General features: G+C 60.0%; 18 protein-coding genes. 12 read left to right on the top strand and 6 right to left on the bottom strand.

All coding sequences use genetic code 11. The features are described 5' to 3' along the window. From J3352_RS10075 to J3352_RS10065, 3 genes are all read right to left on the bottom strand, one after another. On the bottom strand, nt 1–1419 hold the full coding sequence (locus J3352_RS10075) for an MBOAT family protein (RefSeq protein WP_156067123.1): 1419 nt from the start codon (nt 1417–1419) through the stop codon (nt 1–3). A gap of 139 nt (nt 1420–1558) precedes the next feature. Continuing rightward, entirely contained in the window at nt 1559–2131 is a 573-nt protein-coding gene (locus J3352_RS10070; RefSeq protein ID WP_156067126.1) for a DUF4358 domain-containing protein, read from the bottom strand. Nucleotides 2132–2279: 148 nt separating this feature from the next. Continuing rightward, the gene (locus tag J3352_RS10065; protein WP_242699937.1) at nt 2280–3200 is read right to left on the bottom strand and encodes a M15 family metallopeptidase; all 921 of its coding nucleotides are present in this window, start codon (nt 3198–3200) and stop codon (nt 2280–2282) included. 75 nt (nt 3201–3275) lie between these two features. Between J3352_RS10065 and J3352_RS10060 the strand changes: the two genes are divergently transcribed. The 4 genes from J3352_RS10060 to J3352_RS10045 all read left to right on the top strand — a co-directional run bounded on the left by J3352_RS10060 (nt 3276) and on the right by J3352_RS10045 (nt 5621). Next, nucleotides 3276–3716, top strand: a complete 441-nt coding sequence (locus J3352_RS10060; RefSeq protein WP_156067129.1) for a SpoVA/SpoVAEb family sporulation membrane protein — start codon at nt 3276–3278, stop codon at nt 3714–3716. Between the two features lie 135 nt (nt 3717–3851). Continuing rightward, a complete protein-coding gene (locus J3352_RS10055; protein ID WP_156058975.1) occupies nt 3852–4880 on the top strand; it encodes a stage V sporulation protein AD in 1029 nt (342 codons plus the stop codon). After that, nucleotides 4877–5233 (top strand): SpoVA/SpoVAEb family sporulation membrane protein, encoded by a 357-nt coding sequence (locus J3352_RS10050; RefSeq protein ID WP_156067132.1) that lies wholly within the window; start codon nt 4877–4879, stop codon nt 5231–5233. The genes J3352_RS10055 and J3352_RS10050 overlap by 4 nt, the downstream gene beginning before the upstream one ends. 106 nt (nt 5234–5339) lie before the next feature. Beyond that, nucleotides 5340–5621: a peptidoglycan synthetase gene (locus J3352_RS10045; RefSeq protein ID WP_197036549.1), complete on the top strand. Its 282-nt coding sequence runs from the start codon at nt 5340–5342 to the stop codon at nt 5619–5621. Between the two features lies 1 nt (nt 5622). Here J3352_RS10045 and rpsT read toward each other — a convergent pair whose 3' ends face one another. Beyond that, nucleotides 5623–5883, bottom strand: coding sequence for a 30S ribosomal protein S20 (gene rpsT / locus J3352_RS10040; protein ID WP_005929709.1), 261 nt, complete (start codon nt 5881–5883; stop codon nt 5623–5625). A 176-nt stretch (nt 5884–6059) separates the two neighbouring features. Here rpsT and gpr point away from each other — a divergent pair, with 176 nt between their 5' ends. Together gpr and spoIIP are read left to right on the top strand one after the other, a co-directional pair. Further along, nucleotides 6060–6845 (top strand): GPR endopeptidase, encoded by a 786-nt coding sequence (gene gpr, locus J3352_RS10035; RefSeq protein WP_156065454.1) that lies wholly within the window; start codon nt 6060–6062, stop codon nt 6843–6845. A gap of 155 nt (nt 6846–7000) precedes the next feature. Continuing rightward, a complete protein-coding gene (gene spoIIP, locus J3352_RS10030; protein ID WP_242699936.1) occupies nt 7001–8119 on the top strand; it encodes a stage II sporulation protein P in 1119 nt (372 codons plus the stop codon). Nucleotides 8120–8139: 20 nt separating this feature from the next. Here spoIIP and J3352_RS10025 read toward each other — a convergent pair whose 3' ends face one another. Next, nucleotides 8140–9624 carry a hypothetical protein gene (locus tag J3352_RS10025; RefSeq protein WP_097772832.1) on the bottom strand — a complete coding sequence of 495 codons (1485 nt, stop codon included), beginning with the start codon at nt 9622–9624 and terminating at the stop codon, nt 8140–8142. Nucleotides 9625–10091: 467 nt separating this feature from the next. Here J3352_RS10025 and asnS point away from each other — a divergent pair, with 467 nt between their 5' ends. The 6 genes from asnS (at nt 10092) to J3352_RS09995 (ending at nt 15777) form a co-directional block, all read left to right on the top strand. After that, nucleotides 10092–11480, top strand: a complete 1389-nt coding sequence (gene asnS / locus J3352_RS10020) for an asparagine--tRNA ligase (protein ID WP_097772833.1) — start codon at nt 10092–10094, stop codon at nt 11478–11480. Nucleotides 11481–11648: 168 nt separating this feature from the next. Next, on the top strand, nt 11649–12704 hold the full coding sequence (locus J3352_RS10015; protein WP_005929731.1) for an A/G-specific adenine glycosylase: 1056 nt from the start codon (nt 11649–11651) through the stop codon (nt 12702–12704). A gap of 127 nt (nt 12705–12831) precedes the next feature. Beyond that, entirely contained in the window at nt 12832–13038 is a 207-nt protein-coding gene (locus J3352_RS10010) for a hypothetical protein (RefSeq protein WP_005929737.1), read from the top strand. A gap of 168 nt (nt 13039–13206) precedes the next feature. Next, on the top strand, nt 13207–14511 hold the full coding sequence (locus J3352_RS10005) for a murein hydrolase activator EnvC (RefSeq protein ID WP_097772834.1): 1305 nt from the start codon (nt 13207–13209) through the stop codon (nt 14509–14511). Nucleotides 14512–14600: 89 nt separating this feature from the next. Beyond that, complete coding sequence (locus J3352_RS10000; RefSeq protein ID WP_097772835.1) at nt 14601–15287, top strand: anti-sigma factor; 687 nt, start codon at nt 14601–14603, stop codon at nt 15285–15287. Nucleotides 15288–15291: 4 nt separating this feature from the next. Continuing rightward, nucleotides 15292–15777: an RNA polymerase sigma factor gene (locus J3352_RS09995; RefSeq protein WP_005929744.1), complete on the top strand. Its 486-nt coding sequence runs from the start codon at nt 15292–15294 to the stop codon at nt 15775–15777. 242 nt (nt 15778–16019) lie between these two features. On the opposite strand, the gene J3352_RS09990 is transcribed toward J3352_RS09995, so the two are convergent. Continuing rightward, the gene (locus J3352_RS09990) at nt 16020–17261 is read right to left on the bottom strand and encodes a site-specific integrase (protein WP_055195314.1); all 1242 of its coding nucleotides are present in this window, start codon (nt 17259–17261) and stop codon (nt 16020–16022) included. Nucleotides 17262–17309 lie beyond the last annotated feature (48 nt).

The following is a 17309-nucleotide window of genomic DNA, read 5'->3' as shown; positions in this document are numbered from 1 at the left end:
TCAGAAGTTGAAATACAGGAACGGGCTGTTGGTGCTGCCCACCACATACGCCGTAGAGAGCACCAGCAGCACCAGCACCGCAGCCACACGGGTCACGGTGTGTTTGCGCAGGGCGTTCCAGATCTTCTCAATGAGCGGGGTGCAGCACAGGATGCTGACCGCCAGCAGCACGCCGTAGTTGCGCAGGAAGTAGGCCGGAGACGCGCCGCCCGAGGGGAGGAAGAGCTTGCGGAACAGCAGCCCGAAGCCCACCCCGGCCTCGTTGCCCACAAACATGGCCCAGCCCACCACCACAAGGAACATGGTGTAGATGTGGGGCCAGATCCTGCCTTTTTCCAGATACTTGAGCAGGAACAGCTTTTCAAGGGCCAGCAGAACAAAGTAGTACAGGCCCCAGCAGATAAAGTTCCAGTCTGCACCGTGCCAGATGCCGGTGAGCAGCTCCACCACGAACAGGTTGAAGATCTGCCGCTTCAGGCCCTTGCGGTTGCCGCCCAGCGGGATATAGACATACTCGCGGAACCAGCCGGAAAGGGTCATGTGCCAGCGCCGCCAGAACTCGGTAATGGAGCGGGAGATATAGGGGAAGTTGAAGTTCTGGGGGAAATCAAAGCCCAGCATCTTGCCCATGCCGATGGCCATCATGGAGTAACCGGAAAAATCAAAGTAGAGCTGGAGCGAATAGGCGATGACACCCAGCCAGACCAGCGGCGTGGACGCATTGGCAAGGCCCACAAAGGTGGTGGAAGGGCTGTCGGCAATGCCGATGATATCCGTCCAGAGCGCGCCAACGGCATCCGCCAGCAGGACCTTTTTTGCCAGACCGAAGGTGAACAGGGTCATGCCTTCCTCGATCTGCTGCAAGCTGTAACGATGCTTGTAAACGTGCAGCTGGGCCGAGACATCCCGATACTTGACGATGGGGCCCGCGATGAGCTGGGGGAACATGACAACATAAGCGCCGAAGTCGATGATGTTGTGCTCAGTCTTTACCTCCCGGCGGTAGACATCAATGGTGTAGGAAAGGGTCTGGAAGGTATAAAAGCTGATGCCCAGCGGCAGGACGCTGATGCCCTGAATGGCCGCAAATCCGGTGCCCAGCAGGCTGTTGATGCTGCGCAGGACAAAGTTTGCGTACTTGAAGTAGAACAGCATCCCCAGGCTGGCTGCAAGGGCGACCAGCAGCAGCACCTTGCGCACGCCGGGCTTTGCGTCAAACGCTTCCAGCCCCAGGCCGCAGAGATAGTTGATGAGGATCAGGGCCAGCATGACCGGGAAGAACCGGACCTCACCCCAGCAGTAGAACACCAGGCTGCACACAAAGAGCACCGTATTCTTGAGCTTTGCGGGCGCAAGGTAATACAGCGCCAGCGTGATGGGAAGAAACCGGAACAGAAAGATGATGGTGCTGAAAACCAAGGCTTCGACCTCCTTTTAAAAAAAGAGCTGCTGCAAATGCCCTCTCACACTCGCTGCGCTCGTCAGCTCTCCCTTTGGGAGAGGCGGCAGTGCGGAGCATTGACGGAGAGGGCCTGCAGCAGCCCCATTCAGTTTTATTTTACTCTCCCAGTGCGCTGTCCACCGCGCTGTCCAGATCGGCAGTGCACTCGTTGGAAGCGATGACCATGACCACGGTGTTGTCCTTGAAGGCGATCACGGCGTTCTCCACATTTTCCTGGGCCTGTGCGAACTCAGCATAGTTGCCGTAGAACGCCACCTGATCCTGCTGGTAAGCAGTCAGCTGGTTTGCAACCTCCTCAGCCTTGCCGTCAGCAGCTTCCACGACCAGCACCATGCCGGCATCGCCGTTGTCGTTGCTCTTCACGCCCTTGTAGCTCACCACATCCTCAGCGGGCAGGTTGAAATCGTACTCAATGTTCATGGCAGCGATCTCAAACTGGTTGGAGATGGGGTTGGCATCCAGCAGGGTCTCGAACGGTGCGTTCAGGGCATCGGTGCTGTTGTCCTCGCCCAGCGGGATGCTGGAGGCCTGGCTCAGCACAGTGGAGGCAGGCTCAGAGGACGCGGCAGAAGAAGCGGTAGAACCGGAAGAAGAACCGCAGCCGGCCAGCAGAGCACAGCTCAGGGCCAGAGAAGCAACAGTCAGAATGATTTTAGCACGAAGTTTCATGGATTATTCCCTCTTTTATCTATTTTACACCGGTTCGCCCACGCGGAAGAGTTTCCGACAACGAACCATTGTTATCTTACCATATCAAAGCCCGAATTGCAAACGGCAGGCAGAAGATTTTACGGTTTCTTCACCAGCGCTTTGCCGCTCAGCCCGCGATCTGCTGCAGGGCGGCGATATAGTCCTCAAAGCACAGGCCGCTGGCGTTGATCTTTGCGGCATTTTCCACGCCCACATAGCGCCAGTGCCAGGGCTCGTAGGTGATCTCGGTCTTCTCCTCGGCCCCCTTGGGGTAGCGCAGGATGAACCCGTACTCCCCGGCGTGCTGGCAGAGCCAGCGGAAGGCAGCAGTGTTCTCAAAGCCCTCGTCCAGGCCGGTGTGCTCGGGGCTGTTCAGGTCTGCGGCCAGGCCGCAGTTGTGCTCAGAGTAGCCCGGCGGATTGACGATGGCAGCAGCCATTTCCTTCGCCTTTGCATCGTCATAGCCCTGCTGCTTATAATAGTTGGTCTTTTTCTCGTAGAGATTGGTCTGGTAGGACACGCTGCGGTAGCCGCTCTGCATCCAGACGGTCACGTTCTCCGCAGCAGCAGCCTTCTGCAGCTCCAGAAAGGCATTGCAGGCCACGGTCTGCAGGGTCTTGTTCACTGCGGTCTTGGAGCCGCACTCAGCGGTCTCAAAGGTGTAGTTTTCCGGCATCTGATTGGTGTGGTTCACAAGGATCATCAGCGGGTCGGCCAGCATGGCCTTTGCCTCGGCGGCAGTCAGGCCCAGCAGGTTGTCCCGGCTCTCCACGCTCTCGGCGGCGGCTCCGCTCACGGCACTGCTCTCCGCCTTGCTGCTCGGCGCAGCCGACGGCAGGCTGCTGGCCGCACTATTGGCGGCGCTACCGGCGGCATCTGCCGTGGGCACCGGGGCCTTGCGGCGGGAAAGCAGGAAGGACACACCGCCCACGGCCACGCAGACCACAAGGGTCAGCCCGGCGATGCGGCGGATGGCGCGGTTGCGTCGCCGCCGCCGGATCTCTGCCCGGGTCAGGCGGCGGCGGTGGATGGGTTGCTGCTGATTCATAAGAGACCTTCTTTCTCGGTTCGTTTTCTGTATATTATGTTTCTCCGGGGGCATCCTAAGCCCGAGGTGACAGCCATGAAGATGACAGCGGAAGAATACGCGCGGCGGGTGAAACAGATCGGCCCCCGCTCCCCTCTGGGCTCCGACTGCCTGTGGGCCTTCTGCGTGGGCGGCGGCATCTGCCTGCTGGGCGAGGTGCTGCGCGGGTGGTATCTTGGCATGGGGCTGGAAGCCCAGCTTGCCGGTACCCTGACCAGCTGCACTCTCATCGTGCTGTCGGCCCTGCTGACCACGCTGGGGCTCTACCAGAAGCTTGCCGCCAAAGCCGGGGCAGGCTCGCTGGTGCCCATCACGGGCTTTGCCAACGCCGTGGTCAGCGCCGCCATCGAGTTCAAGCCCGAGGGCAGGGTCTGCGGCACCGGAGCCAAGATGTTCACCATTGCAGGGCCGGTCATCGTGTACGGCACGCTGGCCGCTGTGGTCTACGGTGGGGTGCTCTGGCTGCTGGGCGGCTGACCGCTCTGTCTACAATACGCCTGCCGGGATGCAAAAATTGCAGTTTTCCGGCAAAGCGGATGGATCAGAATATCGCACGAGCGCTATTATAGCACAAATCCCAAAGAAAAACAGCCCTGAAAGGGGGATTTTTTCATGGCGACCCGCCGGGGTGACACCCTGATCTTCCCAAAACCGCCTGTCATCGCCGCACACGCCTGCATCGGCGGCAAAAAGGAGGGCGAAAGCCCGCTGGCGGCAGAGTTCGATGAGCTGCACAGTGACAACCGCCTCGGGCAGGCCAGCTGGGAGGCCGCTGAAACGCAGCTGCAATTACAGACGGCGCGGCTCTGCCTGAAAAAAGCCCACGCCACCGAAAAGGATGTGAGCCTCCTGCTGGCCGGAGACCTGCAGGCCCAGTGCACGGCTTCGGGCTATGCGGCCCGGGCGCTGGGCCTGCCCTTTGCAGGGCTGTTCGGGGCCTGCAGCACCATGGCCGAGGCGCTGGGCGTTGGGGCCTGCCTGTGCAGCGCCGGAATGGCAGACGGCCTGCTGGCCATGACCTCCAGCCACTTCTGCACCGCCGAGCGGCAGTTCCGCACCCCGCTTTCCTACGGAGCCGTGCGCACCCCCACCGCCCAGTGGACTGCCACAGCGGCAGGGGCCTGCCTGCTCCGCCCCGCCGGGCAGGGGGTTGGCATCCGGGCCGTGACCTTTGGCCGGGTGCAGGATCTGGGCATCCGGGACATCAACAACATGGGGGCCGCCATGGCTCCTGCTGCGGCGGCAACGCTCCTGCGCTACCTCACCGATACCAACACCCAGCCGCAGGAGTTCGATGCCATCTGCACCGGTGACCTGGGCCATGTGGGCAGTCAGCTGTTCCGGGAGCTGTTGGCCGCCGAGGGCCTGCTCCTCAAGAATCATATAGACTGCGGTTCCCTCCTCTATGATGCCGAGGGCCAGTCGGTGCACAGCGGCGCTTCTGGGCCGGGGTGCTGTGCAGCAGTGCTCTGCGGCCATCTCCTGCCCCGGCTGGAGCGGCGGGGGCAGCGCCGGGTTCTCTTTCTGGCAACAGGCGCGCTGATGAGCCAGACCACCTTTTTGCAGAAGGAGAGCATCCCCGCCATCTCGCACCTGGTGGAGCTTGCTGCCCCGGAGGAACAGAACGGAGGAAACACATGAACTATTTCTGGGCATTCGTTACAGGCGGGGCCATCTGCGTGGTGGGCCAGCTCTTTCTCGACCTGACCCCCCTGACCCCCGCCCGCATCCTGACGGGCTATGTGGTGGCAGGCGTGGTGCTTTCGGCCCTTGGGTGGTACGCGCCGCTGGCTGAGTTTGCAGGCTGCGGTGCCACCGTTCCCCTGCTGGGCTTCGGGCATCTGCTTGCCAAAGGCGTGCGCACCGCCCTTGCCGAAGAGGGAGCCATCGGCATCCTGACCGGCGGGCTGACCGCCGCGGCTGCAGGCATCACCACCAGCCTTGTCTGCGGCGTGGTCTGTTCGCTGGTGGGCCGCAGCCACGACCAGAACTGAAGCAGAACTCTTCCTGGGACGATACACTTTTTTCGTGTATCGTCCTTTTCTGCGCCGATTTGCGCCCTCTGCATGGTATACTTTTCCAGAAAAGGAGATGATAGTCATGCGCGAGACCCTTGCAACGATCTTATGGGAGGGCAGGACCGCCCTTGTGCTCTGTGCAGCAGCGGTGTTCCTGCCCGGCAGCGAGGCCCTTACATATCCCGCCGTGCTCTGGCCCGGGCTGGTACTGGCGGCTGCTGTGCCTGCAGGCTGGGCGTTCTGGGCGCTGGCAGAGCAGCCCGCGCCCCTGCCCCCGGAACAGCTGCTGGAAAAACAAAAACCCCCGTATCGGGTTCCCGATACAGAGGTTTTGTTCGTCAGTCGATCACTTGATCTGTCGTAAATCAGGCGTTCTTGTTTGCACGCTTGGCCATACGGCTGATCTTGCGAGAAGCGGTGTTCTTCTTGATGACACCCTTAGCGCGAGCCTTGTCGATCGCGGAAACAGCAGCCAGGACAGTTGCGTCCTTGTCAGCGGCTTTAGCATCGATGGCAGCGTCTGCCTTCTTGACGACTGTTTTCAGGTTGGTCTTAATGGCCTTGTTGTGAGCCTGCTCTGCAGCAGCCTGCACGACGCGGTCCTTCTGAGATTTGATGTTAGGCATTCGTTCCACCTCCTTGGCTACCTATAACAGCGCACCTTATGATACCATATTTGCCGTACCAGCGCAAGCCTTTTTTGAATTTTTGTTTAGAAATTTTTCATTTTCCCATACTTCTGGTACCGTTTGGGCGGGAAAAGCGCCCAAATACGGAAATTCAGCCGGATGGGGGATGCAAAATGCGGGAAACTGACCTTGCCGATGAACTGTTCGGCCAACCGGGCGGGACCGCCCTTCCCGCCGGGGTGCGCGTGGCAACGGCCCGTCAGGGCGGCGTGACGATCACCCGGGTAGAGATCGCGCGGGAGGGGCTGGCACGGCCGCGGGGCCGATATGTGACGCTGGAGGTCCCCAGCGTGAGCCTGCTGGACGAGCGGGACAGCGCCGTGATCGAAGCCGCCGCCGCAGAGCTGCGGCCCCTGCTGCCGCCCGAAGGCCCGGTGCTGGTGCTGGGGGTGGGCAACCGCCGGGTCACGGCGGATGCTTTGGGCCCCCGCACGGTGCAGAAGGTGTTCGTGACCATGGGGCCGCGCACCGTACCGGTGCAGGGCATCCGGCCGGTGGCGGCTGTGGCTCCGGGGGTATCGGCGGCCACGGGCCTGAGCTTACAGCAGCTGGCCGGGGCACTGGTACGGGAGCTGCGCCCCGCCGCCCTGCTCTGTGTGGACAGCCTTTGCTCTGCTGAGCCGGAGCGGCTGGGCCGGACGCTCCAGTTTTCAGACACCGGGCTCCACCCGGCCCAGCCCGACCACTCCCGGCATCTGGATGCCGCCCGGCTGGGTGTGCCTGTCCTTGCGGCGGGCATCCCCACTCTGATGCAGGCCGAGGAGGGCCGGGATCTGGTCGTCACGCCCCGGGATCTGGACGGAGTCATCGCCCACGGCGCGGCCCTGCTGGGGGCTGCCATCAACCGAGCCCTGCAGCCAAAGCTGAGTGTGGCGCAGTTGTGCTGGCTGGTGGGGTAACCCTCTCGGTCTCGCCTTCGATCGCCCGCTCCCCTGATAGGGGGGCCAGGTTTATGCTGCTGCCGGCCTGCTGCTCCTACTGGGAGAGGCAGCAATCCGTTCGCATTGATGGAGCGGTTCTCTCATATCTATTTTGCAGAAGGGGGTGAGGTTCCATGCGCAGGCGGGAAATGGCGGGGTGCGGGCATCCCCTGCCTTTTGCGGCAGCGGCAGGCCTTGCGCTGGGGCTGGCCCTGTTTGCACACCAGCTGTTCCTCACGCTGGCAGCGGTGGTCATCGGGCCGCTGCCAGCCGTGCAGACCGCCCTCTATCTGAGCCGGAAGGACCTCTCCGAGGCTGCCGCACAGGCCGTGAGCGAATCTGCGCAGGAAACACAGGCAGAGCCTGCACAGGAGACTCCCGCCCTGCCTGCCGGTGACATGGAAGCCTACCTTGTCCCGCTGGAAGGCGACGAGGCCCGCCCGGAGGGAGCCGGTGCCATCCTGGAAAAGAACTATCCGCAGGGCAGCGGGGAGAAATACATTCCCTGCGGCAGCGGCAGCATCAAGAACAACACCAACGTCTCCAACACAGATGTCGCCGCCGAGATCACCAACCCGCTCCCCTTTGCGGTGGAGTGGAACAGCCCCGACCCGCAGATCCTCATCATGCACACCCATGCCACCGAGGATTACCGGCTCTCGGCAGGGCTGTGGTACCGCCCGGGGGACGGTTCCCGCACCACCGACCGGGACCTCAATATGTGCGCTGTGGGCCGGGTGATGGCGGACACCCTCAACGCCGCCGGGCTCAATACCCTGCACGATGAGACCCTGAACGATTACCCCAGCTACACCGGCAGCTATGCCAACAGCCGCGCGGTGGTGCAGCAATACTTATCGCAGTATCCCAGCATCAAGATCGTGCTGGATGTCCACCGGGATGCCATCGAGACTGAGAACGGCTCCCGCATGGCCCCGGTGTGCACCGTCAACGGGCGGCAGGCAGCGCAGGTGATGATCATCTGCGGGTGCGACAACGGCACCACGGTCAGCCTGCCCAACTACCGGCTCAACCTCCGTTTTGCCGCCGCCTGGGAAACCGCCATGGAGGGCCTGTACCCCGGCTTCACCCGCCCGGTCCTGTTCAGCTACCGGTTCTACAATCAGGATCTGACCCCCGGCAGTCTGCTCATAGAGATCGGCGGGCACGGCAACAACCTGAACGAGGCCCTCTATGCCGGGCAGCTGGCGGCCAATGGGCTGATCCAGACAATTAAAAATGCCGCTGGCTGACCAGCGGCATTTTTGATTGTTTATTCGTATACGATGCAGCCCAGGATCTGCTTGCCCAGCCGAACGATCTTCTCGTTCTGCTCCCGCACGGCATCGGTGCGGGTGACCGTGCAGTCGGCAGCCAGCACAATGGCATCGGCAGCCACCACATGGGGCACGGTGGCAGCGGCCTTGAGGATGCTCTCGGCGGCGGTCACGCTCTGGCCGCGCAGGGGCTCCGTGGCCTGCAGGGCAGCGGCCAGTGCTTCCAGCTGGTCCGCAGGCAGATCGCCGGTAACCAGAATATTCTTCGCCTCCGGGGCGCGGCTGCGGATGGTCTGAGCCATCAGGCAGAGCATCTCAGCGTCCGCGCTGCCATCGGGGCGGCCCTCCATCTGATAGAGCTTTGCATCCAGCTTTCCGGCTTTCTTGGTGCGGTCGCTGGCCAGCGCGCCCAGCACGGGCAGGCCGGTGGAGCGGTTCAGCTCACTGGCCGAGTAGACCATGCCGTCCAGCAGGAACTTGACCACGACCACGCCGCAGGCAAGCACACCGCCCAGCAGGAAGCCAATGAGCAGGTTCTTTGCCACCGAGGAGGCAGCGCCGCCGCCCAGTGCGGGCTCCTCCGCACTCTCCCAAGTACTCTTAGCAGAAGCCAGATTGTCATCCAGCGCCTGACGGGCACTCTGCAGTTCCACCAGCTGGCTCTGCAGATTCTGAACATCTTCACTGCTCGTCTGCTGCAACGCACGCAGTTCCGTGGAGACCCCCTGTGTCACGCTCTGATCAATCACGCGTACGCTGTGGCTGCACACAGCAGCTGCCGCTTTATCATGGATCAGATCCAGACGACCCAGCAGCGCGTTCAGAATTTTCTCTGCGGTCTGCTGATCTGCAGCATACGCCTGCAAGGTCATCACGCCGTTATACTCGCCACTGTCGTTCTGGGAAAGTTCTGCCGTAACCACGCCCTTCAGGTAGCGCACATCTACCCCTACGGCATCAGCGGCAGCATTCATGGAGTCACCGCTGACCAGCTGTTTCTGATATGCAGCCAGCAACGCACCGGTCGGGTCAACATTCTGATACGCAGAACCCGGCTGGATTTTGTAGCCGCTGTCAATATAAAGGTCAGCCTGCGCCGTCCAGACATTATAAACGTCCAGATTTTTTAGCAGCGACTTTTCTGCATAGTCCTGTGCCTGTTTCAGTGCTTCCTGCACACTAGACTGCGCATCCTCATTGCTCTTCGCCGTCAGCTCGTACTGCTGCACAGCAAACTCATAATCCTTCTCTTTCTGCTGATACTCAGCCAGAGCCTCTTCGTAAGCAACCTGATCTTCTGCCGAAACAGCGCCGCCGCGCAGGATCTTTACCCCGGCAAGGCCGCCAGCGATCACAGCACAGACAACCGCGGTCAGCAGGATGGGCTTGAGCTTGTGCAGAAGGGTCACCATGAGCGCGACGAGGTCGATCTCTTCCTCATCCTGTGCGCCGGTGGGGTAAGTGGTTTGATTTTCGTTCATGCTCTACTCCTCAGGACAAAGCCAATCTTCATGTTTGTTCCGTTTTGTGCAATGCACATACTATAACAGAATAAATAATATCATTCTTTCCGGCAGAATTCAACCGTTTTTCCGCAAAAAGCCGATTGACAAACCGGTGCTGCTGTGCTATTTTTAGAATTACTGAAAAGCAAAGATCGGGAAAAGTAACGCATTCCGGACGCTCCAGAGAGCGCGGCAGCAGCTGAGAGCCGCGTGCGGGCCAGTGCGCGAACGAACACCCGGGAGCTGCAAACTGAACACGGCATTCTGCCGCCAGTAGGTGCGCCGCAAAGCCCAGCGTTACCAGGGCAGCGCTTATTGGAGCGCGCGAGCGACCGGACACTTCCGGTAATTCAGGTGGCACCGCGGACATTACAAGACAGCTTGTTCGCCCTGAAAATTCAGGGCAAAGCTGTCTTTTTATTTTTATATCGGAGGAAAGAAAGATGGAACGTACTGAGATCGTCTCGCTGTACAAGAACACTCCCGCCGACGGCACGGTGGTCACCGTGTGCGGCTGGGCCAAGAACATCCGTGATTCCAAGAACATCGGCTTCATCGCCCTGTCGGACGGCGGCTGCTTCAAGACCCTGCAGGTCGTGCTGGAGGCAGGCAAGCTGGCAAACTACGAGGAGGTCATCCACACCGGCCTGTACAGCAGCCTGCGCATCGTGGGCCGCATCGTCCTGACCCCGCAGGCAAAGCAGCCCTTTGAGCTGAACGCCGACAGCGTGGAGATCCTGGGCGACTGCCCCGCAGACGAGTACCCCCTGCAGAAAAAGAAGATGAGCATGGAGTATCTGCGCACCATGCCCACCCTGCGTCCCCGCACCAACACCTTCAACGCCGCATTCCGCGTGCGCAGCGTGGCTGCCTATGCCATCCACAAGTTCTTCCAGGAGAACGGCTTCATCTACTCCCACTCTCCCCTGCTGACTGCTTCCGACTGCGAGGGTGCCGGTGAGATGTTCCAGGTCACCACGCTGGACCTGCAGAACGTGCCCAAGAACGAGGACGGCACCGTGGATTACAGCCAGGACTTCTTTGAGAAGCCCGTCAACCTGACCGTTTCCGGCCAGCTGGAGGCCGAGGCCATGGCCATGGCCTTTGGCAAGGTGTACACCTTCGGCCCCACCTTCCGTGCGGAGAAGAGCTTTACCACCCGCCACGCCGCCGAGTTCTGGATGATCGAGCCCGAGATGGCCTTCTGCGACCTGAAGGGCTACATGGACACCGCCGAGGCCATGACCAAGTTCGTCATCCGCTACGTGCTGGACAACTGCCCCGATGAGATGGCCTTCTTCAACCAGTTCATCGACAAGGGCCTGATCGAGCGCCTGGAGCTGGTGGCAAACAGCGAGTTCGGCCGCATCACCTACACTGAGGCCATCGAGATTCTGAAGAAGAACAACAAGAAGTTCCAGTTCCCCGTGGAGTGGGGCGTGGATATCCAGACCGAGCACGAGCGCTACCTGACCGAGGTCGTGTTCAAGAAGCCCGTCTTTGTCACCGATTACCCCAAGGAGATCAAGAGCTTCTACATGAAGATGAACGCGGACGGCAAGACCGTGGCCGCAGCTGATATGCTGGTGCCCGGCATCGGCGAGCTGATCGGCGGCAGCCAGCGCGAAGAGAACTACGACAAGCTGGTGGCCCGCATGGACGAGCTGGGCATGGACAAGACCAACTACGAGTGGTACCTGAACCTGCGCAAGTTCGGCGGCGTGGAGCACGCCGGTTACGGCCTGGGCTTCGAGCGGATGATCATGTACCTCACGGGCATCCAGAACATCCGTGACGTGCTGCCCTTCCCCCGCACCGCTTACGGTTTCTAAGGATTAAATTCAACCCTCTCAGTCAAAGCCTGTCGGCTTTGCCAGCTCCCCCGAAGGGGGAGCCTATTGCGGCTCTTGGATAAAGGCAGCATAGCCTCTCCCCTCGGGAAAGGTGGCATTGCGGAGCAATGACGGAGAGGGTTGTTTTCAACAAGGAGATAAATACAAGTGGAAAATATCGCTCCTGCCCTGTTGGACTGGTTCTACGCCAACCGCCGCATCCTCCCCTTCCGGGAGGACCCCACGCCCTACCATGTCTGGCTGAGCGAGATCATGCTGCAGCAGACCCGGGTCTCGGCGGCGCTGCCCTACTACGAGCGCTTCCTTGCCGCCCTGCCGGATATCCCCGCGCTGGCCGGATGTGAGGAGGAAAAGCTGCACAAGCTGTGGGAGGGGCTGGGTTATTACAGCCGGGTGCGCAATCTGCAGAAGGCAGCGAAGATCGTCTGCGCCCAGTACGGCGGGCAGCTGCCTGCTGATTACAACGCCCTGCTGGCCCTGCCCGGCATCGGGGAGTACACGGCGGGGGCCATTGCCTCCATCAGCTTCGGTCTCCCGGTTCCCGCCGTGGACGGCAACGTTCTGCGGGTGTTTGCCCGGCTCTACAACGACCCCCGGCTGGTCACCGACCCGCAGGTGAAGCGGGAGTTCACGGCACGGGTCATGGAGCACCAGCCGCCCGCAAAAGCCGGAGACTACAATCAGGCCCTGATGGAGCTGGGTGCGCTGGTCTGCCTGCCCAACGGCGCACCTCTGTGTGAGCAGTGCCCGCTGGGCACGCTCTGCCGGGCCCGGGCCGCAGGCACCGCCCTCTCCCTGCCCCAGAAAACGCCCCCCAAGGCCCGGCGCATCACACCGGTCACGGTGGCGCTGGTGCTGAACGAGGGCCGGGTGCTGCTCCAGCAGCGGCCCGCCAAGGGCCTGCTGGCCGGGCTGTGGCAGCCGGTGCTGTGGGAGGATACCACCCTCACCGCCGCAGAGACCGCCGCCCGCCTTGCTGCCCTGGGGCTGGACTGCACAGGGGCACATTTCACGCCCCTGCCTGCGGCCAAGCACATTTTCACCCACATCGAGTGGCACCAGAGCGGCTATTTCCTCACTGTGCCGGAGCAGCCCGCCCCCGCAGGCTGCGTCTGGGCCGGAAAGGAGCAGCTGGAGGCCGCGTACACCCTGCCCGGTGCCTTCAAGGCCTACAAAAAGCTGCTGCTGACCAAATTGCTGTGATTGCCCGGATTGATGAAATTTCTGCATTTCGGATTGTAATTTTTTGCTTTTCCGGGTATAATAGCCTTATCAAAATGAACTCCGGTTCCATGAACCACCGTTCCCCACCAGAAAAGGAGTGTGTCCTATGAAGAAATCCTGTCTGATCGCTGTTATCGCCACGCTGGCCGCTGTGGCCGGTGCGCTGGCCGCCGTGGCTGTCTATCTGCACCGCCGTGAGAAGGAGCTGGACGAGTACGAGCGTCTGCTGTTTGGCGAGGATAAGGCTGAGACCGTTGAGCCTGCCGCAGAGCAGCCCGCAGAAGATCCTTCTGCCGAGGATGCCGCAGAATAAACCAAACACCAAAAAACGCACCCGGCTTGTCCCTGCAAGCTGTGGTGCGCTTTTTTATACGCCGCATTGATTTGAAATCAACCTCTCAGTCCGCGCTCCGGTGCGGCCAGCTCCCCTGGCAGGGGAGCCAAGTGCAGGGATGCGGCTTTGTAACAGGAGTACATATCCATGAAACGATTTTTGTTGTGGGTCGTTGGTGTCATTCTGGGCGTTGCCGTGCTGCTGGGTGCGGTGATGACCGTGAGCTATTCCTTTACCGGCGAGGGGTCCCGCCCGGCGGCAGACACGCAGTTCGGCGGGCAGGCGCTGGAAGTGAACGGCTCCTGCTGGCAGGTGCCGCTGCTGGGCGGCGTGTTCGATAAGGTGTTCACCAGCCCCGAAACGCTCACCGTGCAGAAACTGGGCGTGCTGTATGACGCACACCCGGCCCTCGCCCTGCCCGATTGGGCCAGCTACACCACCCTGACCATTGAAACCGACATCGGCAGCATCGTGTTTGCTGGGTCAGCCTCTCAGTACGAGGACTTTCTCTTCCCTGCCAACGGGGATTACAAGGCAAAGCTGACGGTCTGGCGGCTGCCGCAGGACTATCTTGCCACCCAGTTTGAGGGCGGAACCACCGGTGCCATCCGCAAGAACCTGGGCGTGGAGCACCCGGCCAAACCCACGGGCTGGTACAGCTACTCCTTCCGGTTCACCCTGCAGGCCAGCGCGGAGGTCGCCCTTTCCACCGAGCGGCTGGAGCAGGGCGGTGTGGCGGCGCTTTCCATCACCGGCCTGACCGGCGAGACCGCTCCCGCCGTGGAGACCGACCTGGGCAGTGTTCAGTGCGTCCGGCTGGGCAACGGCTGGCGTACCTACATCCCCGCCGCCTACAACGCTTCGGCGGGTGGGCACACGGTCAACGTTACCGTCAACGGCGAGACCTTTGCCCGGACGCTGACCGTTCTGCCCAAGGATTTCGGCACCGTGGAGGTGGAGCCGGAACCTGCATCCACCGAGGCTGCCAACACCGAGTTCCGGAACAACATCTGGCCCCTGTACGAGCAGCCCGTGCGGGAAAAGCTCTGGGCCGGTGCCTTCCTCTGCCCGGCAGAAAACTACATGACGTTGGTGGATTTCGGTCAGGTCAAGGTGACCGGCGGCCAGCAGGGCAGCCGATCCAACTCCACCCGGCTCTACACCATCCCCGGTGAGCCCTGCCGCGCCCCGGCAGGCGGCGTGGTGGTGTTTGCAGGCGATCTAGCCCTCACCGGCAGCACCGTGGTCATCGACCACGGCTGCGGCGTGCGCAGTTATCTGTACGGCCTGCAGGAGCTCTCCGTGACCCGCGGGCAGACCGTGGAGCGGGGGCAGGCTGTCGGCGTGCTGGGCGAAGAGCTGACCATGGACTTCAAGCTCGGCAGCAAGAGCGTGAACCCCTGGCCCCTGTTCCAGACCAGCGGCGGGTTATTCTGGCAGGAGAAGGGCTGATCCTGCAAAAAATTTGCAGAAACCTGTAACGCTTTCTCCTTTTCTGCGTTATTGGGGTGAAAGGCCATGAAAAAGGAGGGCAAAATACGATGAAAACGAATTGTGATATCATCCGTGACCTGCTGCCGCTGTATGCGGAGCACATCACCAGTGAGGCCACCAACGCACTGGTGGAAGAACATCTGGCCGAATGTGAAGCCTGCCGCGCCGAGCTGGAACAGATGGAGCAGCCGGTGCCGGTACGGCCGGAAGCGCAGCCGGATGCGCCCCTGCGCAGGATCAGGGCCGCCCTGCAAAGAAGGAGCATCCGTGCAGCGATCGGCTCTGTGCTGGCAGCCCTGTGCGCTCTGGCAATGATATTCTGGATGGGCACTGCCCGCGTCCCGGCCACCACAGAGCAGGCTCATTTCTGGACATACAACCGCAAAGAGAATGGCGCTGACATCTGCATTCTGGAAGTGCAGGGCGAGGGTGTCTGGCTGGATATGGAGGGCACCTTCAGCTGGGGCAAGCCGCAGATCACTGTGCGGGCCATGTGCTACCGCTTTCCGGGCGTGCATCGGGTACTGACAGCCCTGGTGGATTCTGATCGATCCACTGTATGGGTCATGGTGTCTCGCACCCAGCTGCTGACCGTGGACTGCGCAGACCAGACCCTGTACTACCGCGATGGACAGCTGGTAGACCGCTACATCGTGCAGGAAAACCCGGACGGTACCTTTGACTACGCCTACGGCACCGACCAGGAATACGGCATCGACTATAAGAAGGGCTGAGCCTATGGACATCGACAGCGTTTACCGGCTCTATTTCCGGGATGTGTTTCTGTTCCTGCAGGGCCTGACCCACAACGAAGCGCTGGCCGAGGAGCTGACGCAGGAAACTTTCTTCAAGGCACTGGACGGTCTGAAGGACTACGATGACCGGCAGGATGTACGGGCATGGCTGTTCACGGTGGCCCGCAACGCCTATTATTCCCACTGCCGCCGGACAAAGCGCACTGCCCCGCTGGAAGATGCCGAAACCGCCCCCGCCGACACTCCGGACATTGCCCAGCTGCTGGTGGACCGGGATGCGGCATTCACTGTACATCAGTGCCTGCACACGCTGGACGAGCCTTACAAAGAGGTGTTCAGCCTCCGGGTATTCGGCGAGCTGCCCTTTGAGCGCATCGGGCTGATCTTCGGCCACAACGCCGCATGGGCCCGGGTGACCTACTACCGGGCCAAGACCCAGCTGCAAAAGATGCTTTCCGCTTCCACCTGACATTCCCTATCACAGCAGAACACCCCCGGCCCAAAGGCGCGGGGGTGTTCTTTTTGTGCGCACGAACGTAACAAACAAAAAACGGCTCTGCCGAAGCAGAGCCGTAAAGATACATCTGAAACAAATCAGCGCTTGGAGAACTGGGGTGCACGACGTGCAGCCTTCAGACCGTACTAAACATCTCTATGGTGCGTTTTTCCTTGATATTACGGGCTTTTTCGCATTTTCTGTTGTCGGTTGTCCTATTCCTTAACCATAGAAATCGGTGATTTTTCATCGAAATTCTCCTGGTTCAAAGCATCATTCACTACCTCGAAAAGTTCCTCTGGTTTATTATACTTGACCCTCGCGTAAATGTCCATAGTTGTCTTACTATTCTCATGCCCTGCCAAATACTGAACTGTCTTAGGGTCAACGCCCGCATAGAGCAGATTCGTGATGTAGGTATGCCGCAACAAGTGCGGTGTTACATCGAAATTCAGGGTATAGCGAATCTTGGGATTGTTCCTCTGCGTTGTTCCTAATGTCGGCTTGACGGTATATTTAATGCTCTGTCCATTCACATATTTATAGTAGGCTCTCTCTTTTGCAGAACGAACAACTACATACTGCCAAACTCTTGTAAACTGAGAATAGGAAAGCGGCTGTCCCTCGCTGTCGGCAATCACATACTCCGATATGGAATTTGCTTTTGCTTCCCGCAGACAGTCCACCAGACACTTCGGAATGGGAATATCCCTTTTTGCTGCTTTTGTCTTTAGGACGGTAGAAATCACCGGCCTGTTATGCTCTGCACGCCATGCACGTCTCACAGAAATATATGGGGTGGATTCATCTATGAATACACAGTCCCATTGCAATGCAAGAATTTCTTCCCGACGCAAGCCGGAATACAAACCAATCATAATAAAAAGATATGGCGGAAGCTCTTTCACCGTATCCAGCAGAATTGCAACCTGTTGATCTGTTAAGGCGTCTTTCTTTTTCGATGCTTTTCCGCCCTTTGCTGAAATTCCTACACACGGATTATCGGTTATCAGCTGACTGCGCTCTGCCGAATAAAACACACACTTAATCAGCATATTTACCGTATCATACAGTCCTTTCGATTTTTGAGACAGCGGAACAAGCGCCAGACGAATATCATCCGCAGTCACTTCCTCCATATACATATCTCCCAGAGAGTTAATGACATAATTCTTCATATTCTGTCTGTATCCTTTTATAGTAGCCGTAGACACTTTTGCTGACTGCATCAGCAGCCATTTCTCACAATACTCGGCAACCGTTGGATGCTTTCGGTGAAAGATGATCTCCTCCACCTGTCTCCGGGCCTCCAACTGCTTTTCATATAATTCTTCACAGGTGGTCGCATATAAGCTGACCTGCTTTCCATCGGCATCTGTAATTCTGGTTCTGTAATACAGTGTTCCTTTTCTTGTAACCGTTCCGTACTCTGGAACGCTTTGTTTTTTCTTAGCCATACAAATCTTCCTTTCCTGATAATGAGGGTTCTTAAATTCACACCTTCT

This window comes from Faecalibacterium sp. Marseille-Q4164 (assembly GCF_017377545.1).
Lineage (GTDB): Bacteria > Bacillota > Clostridia > Oscillospirales > Ruminococcaceae > Faecalibacterium > Faecalibacterium duncaniae.
Note: the sequence above shows the minus strand (reverse complement) of the source record. Positions and strands in the feature narration are given on the sequence as shown.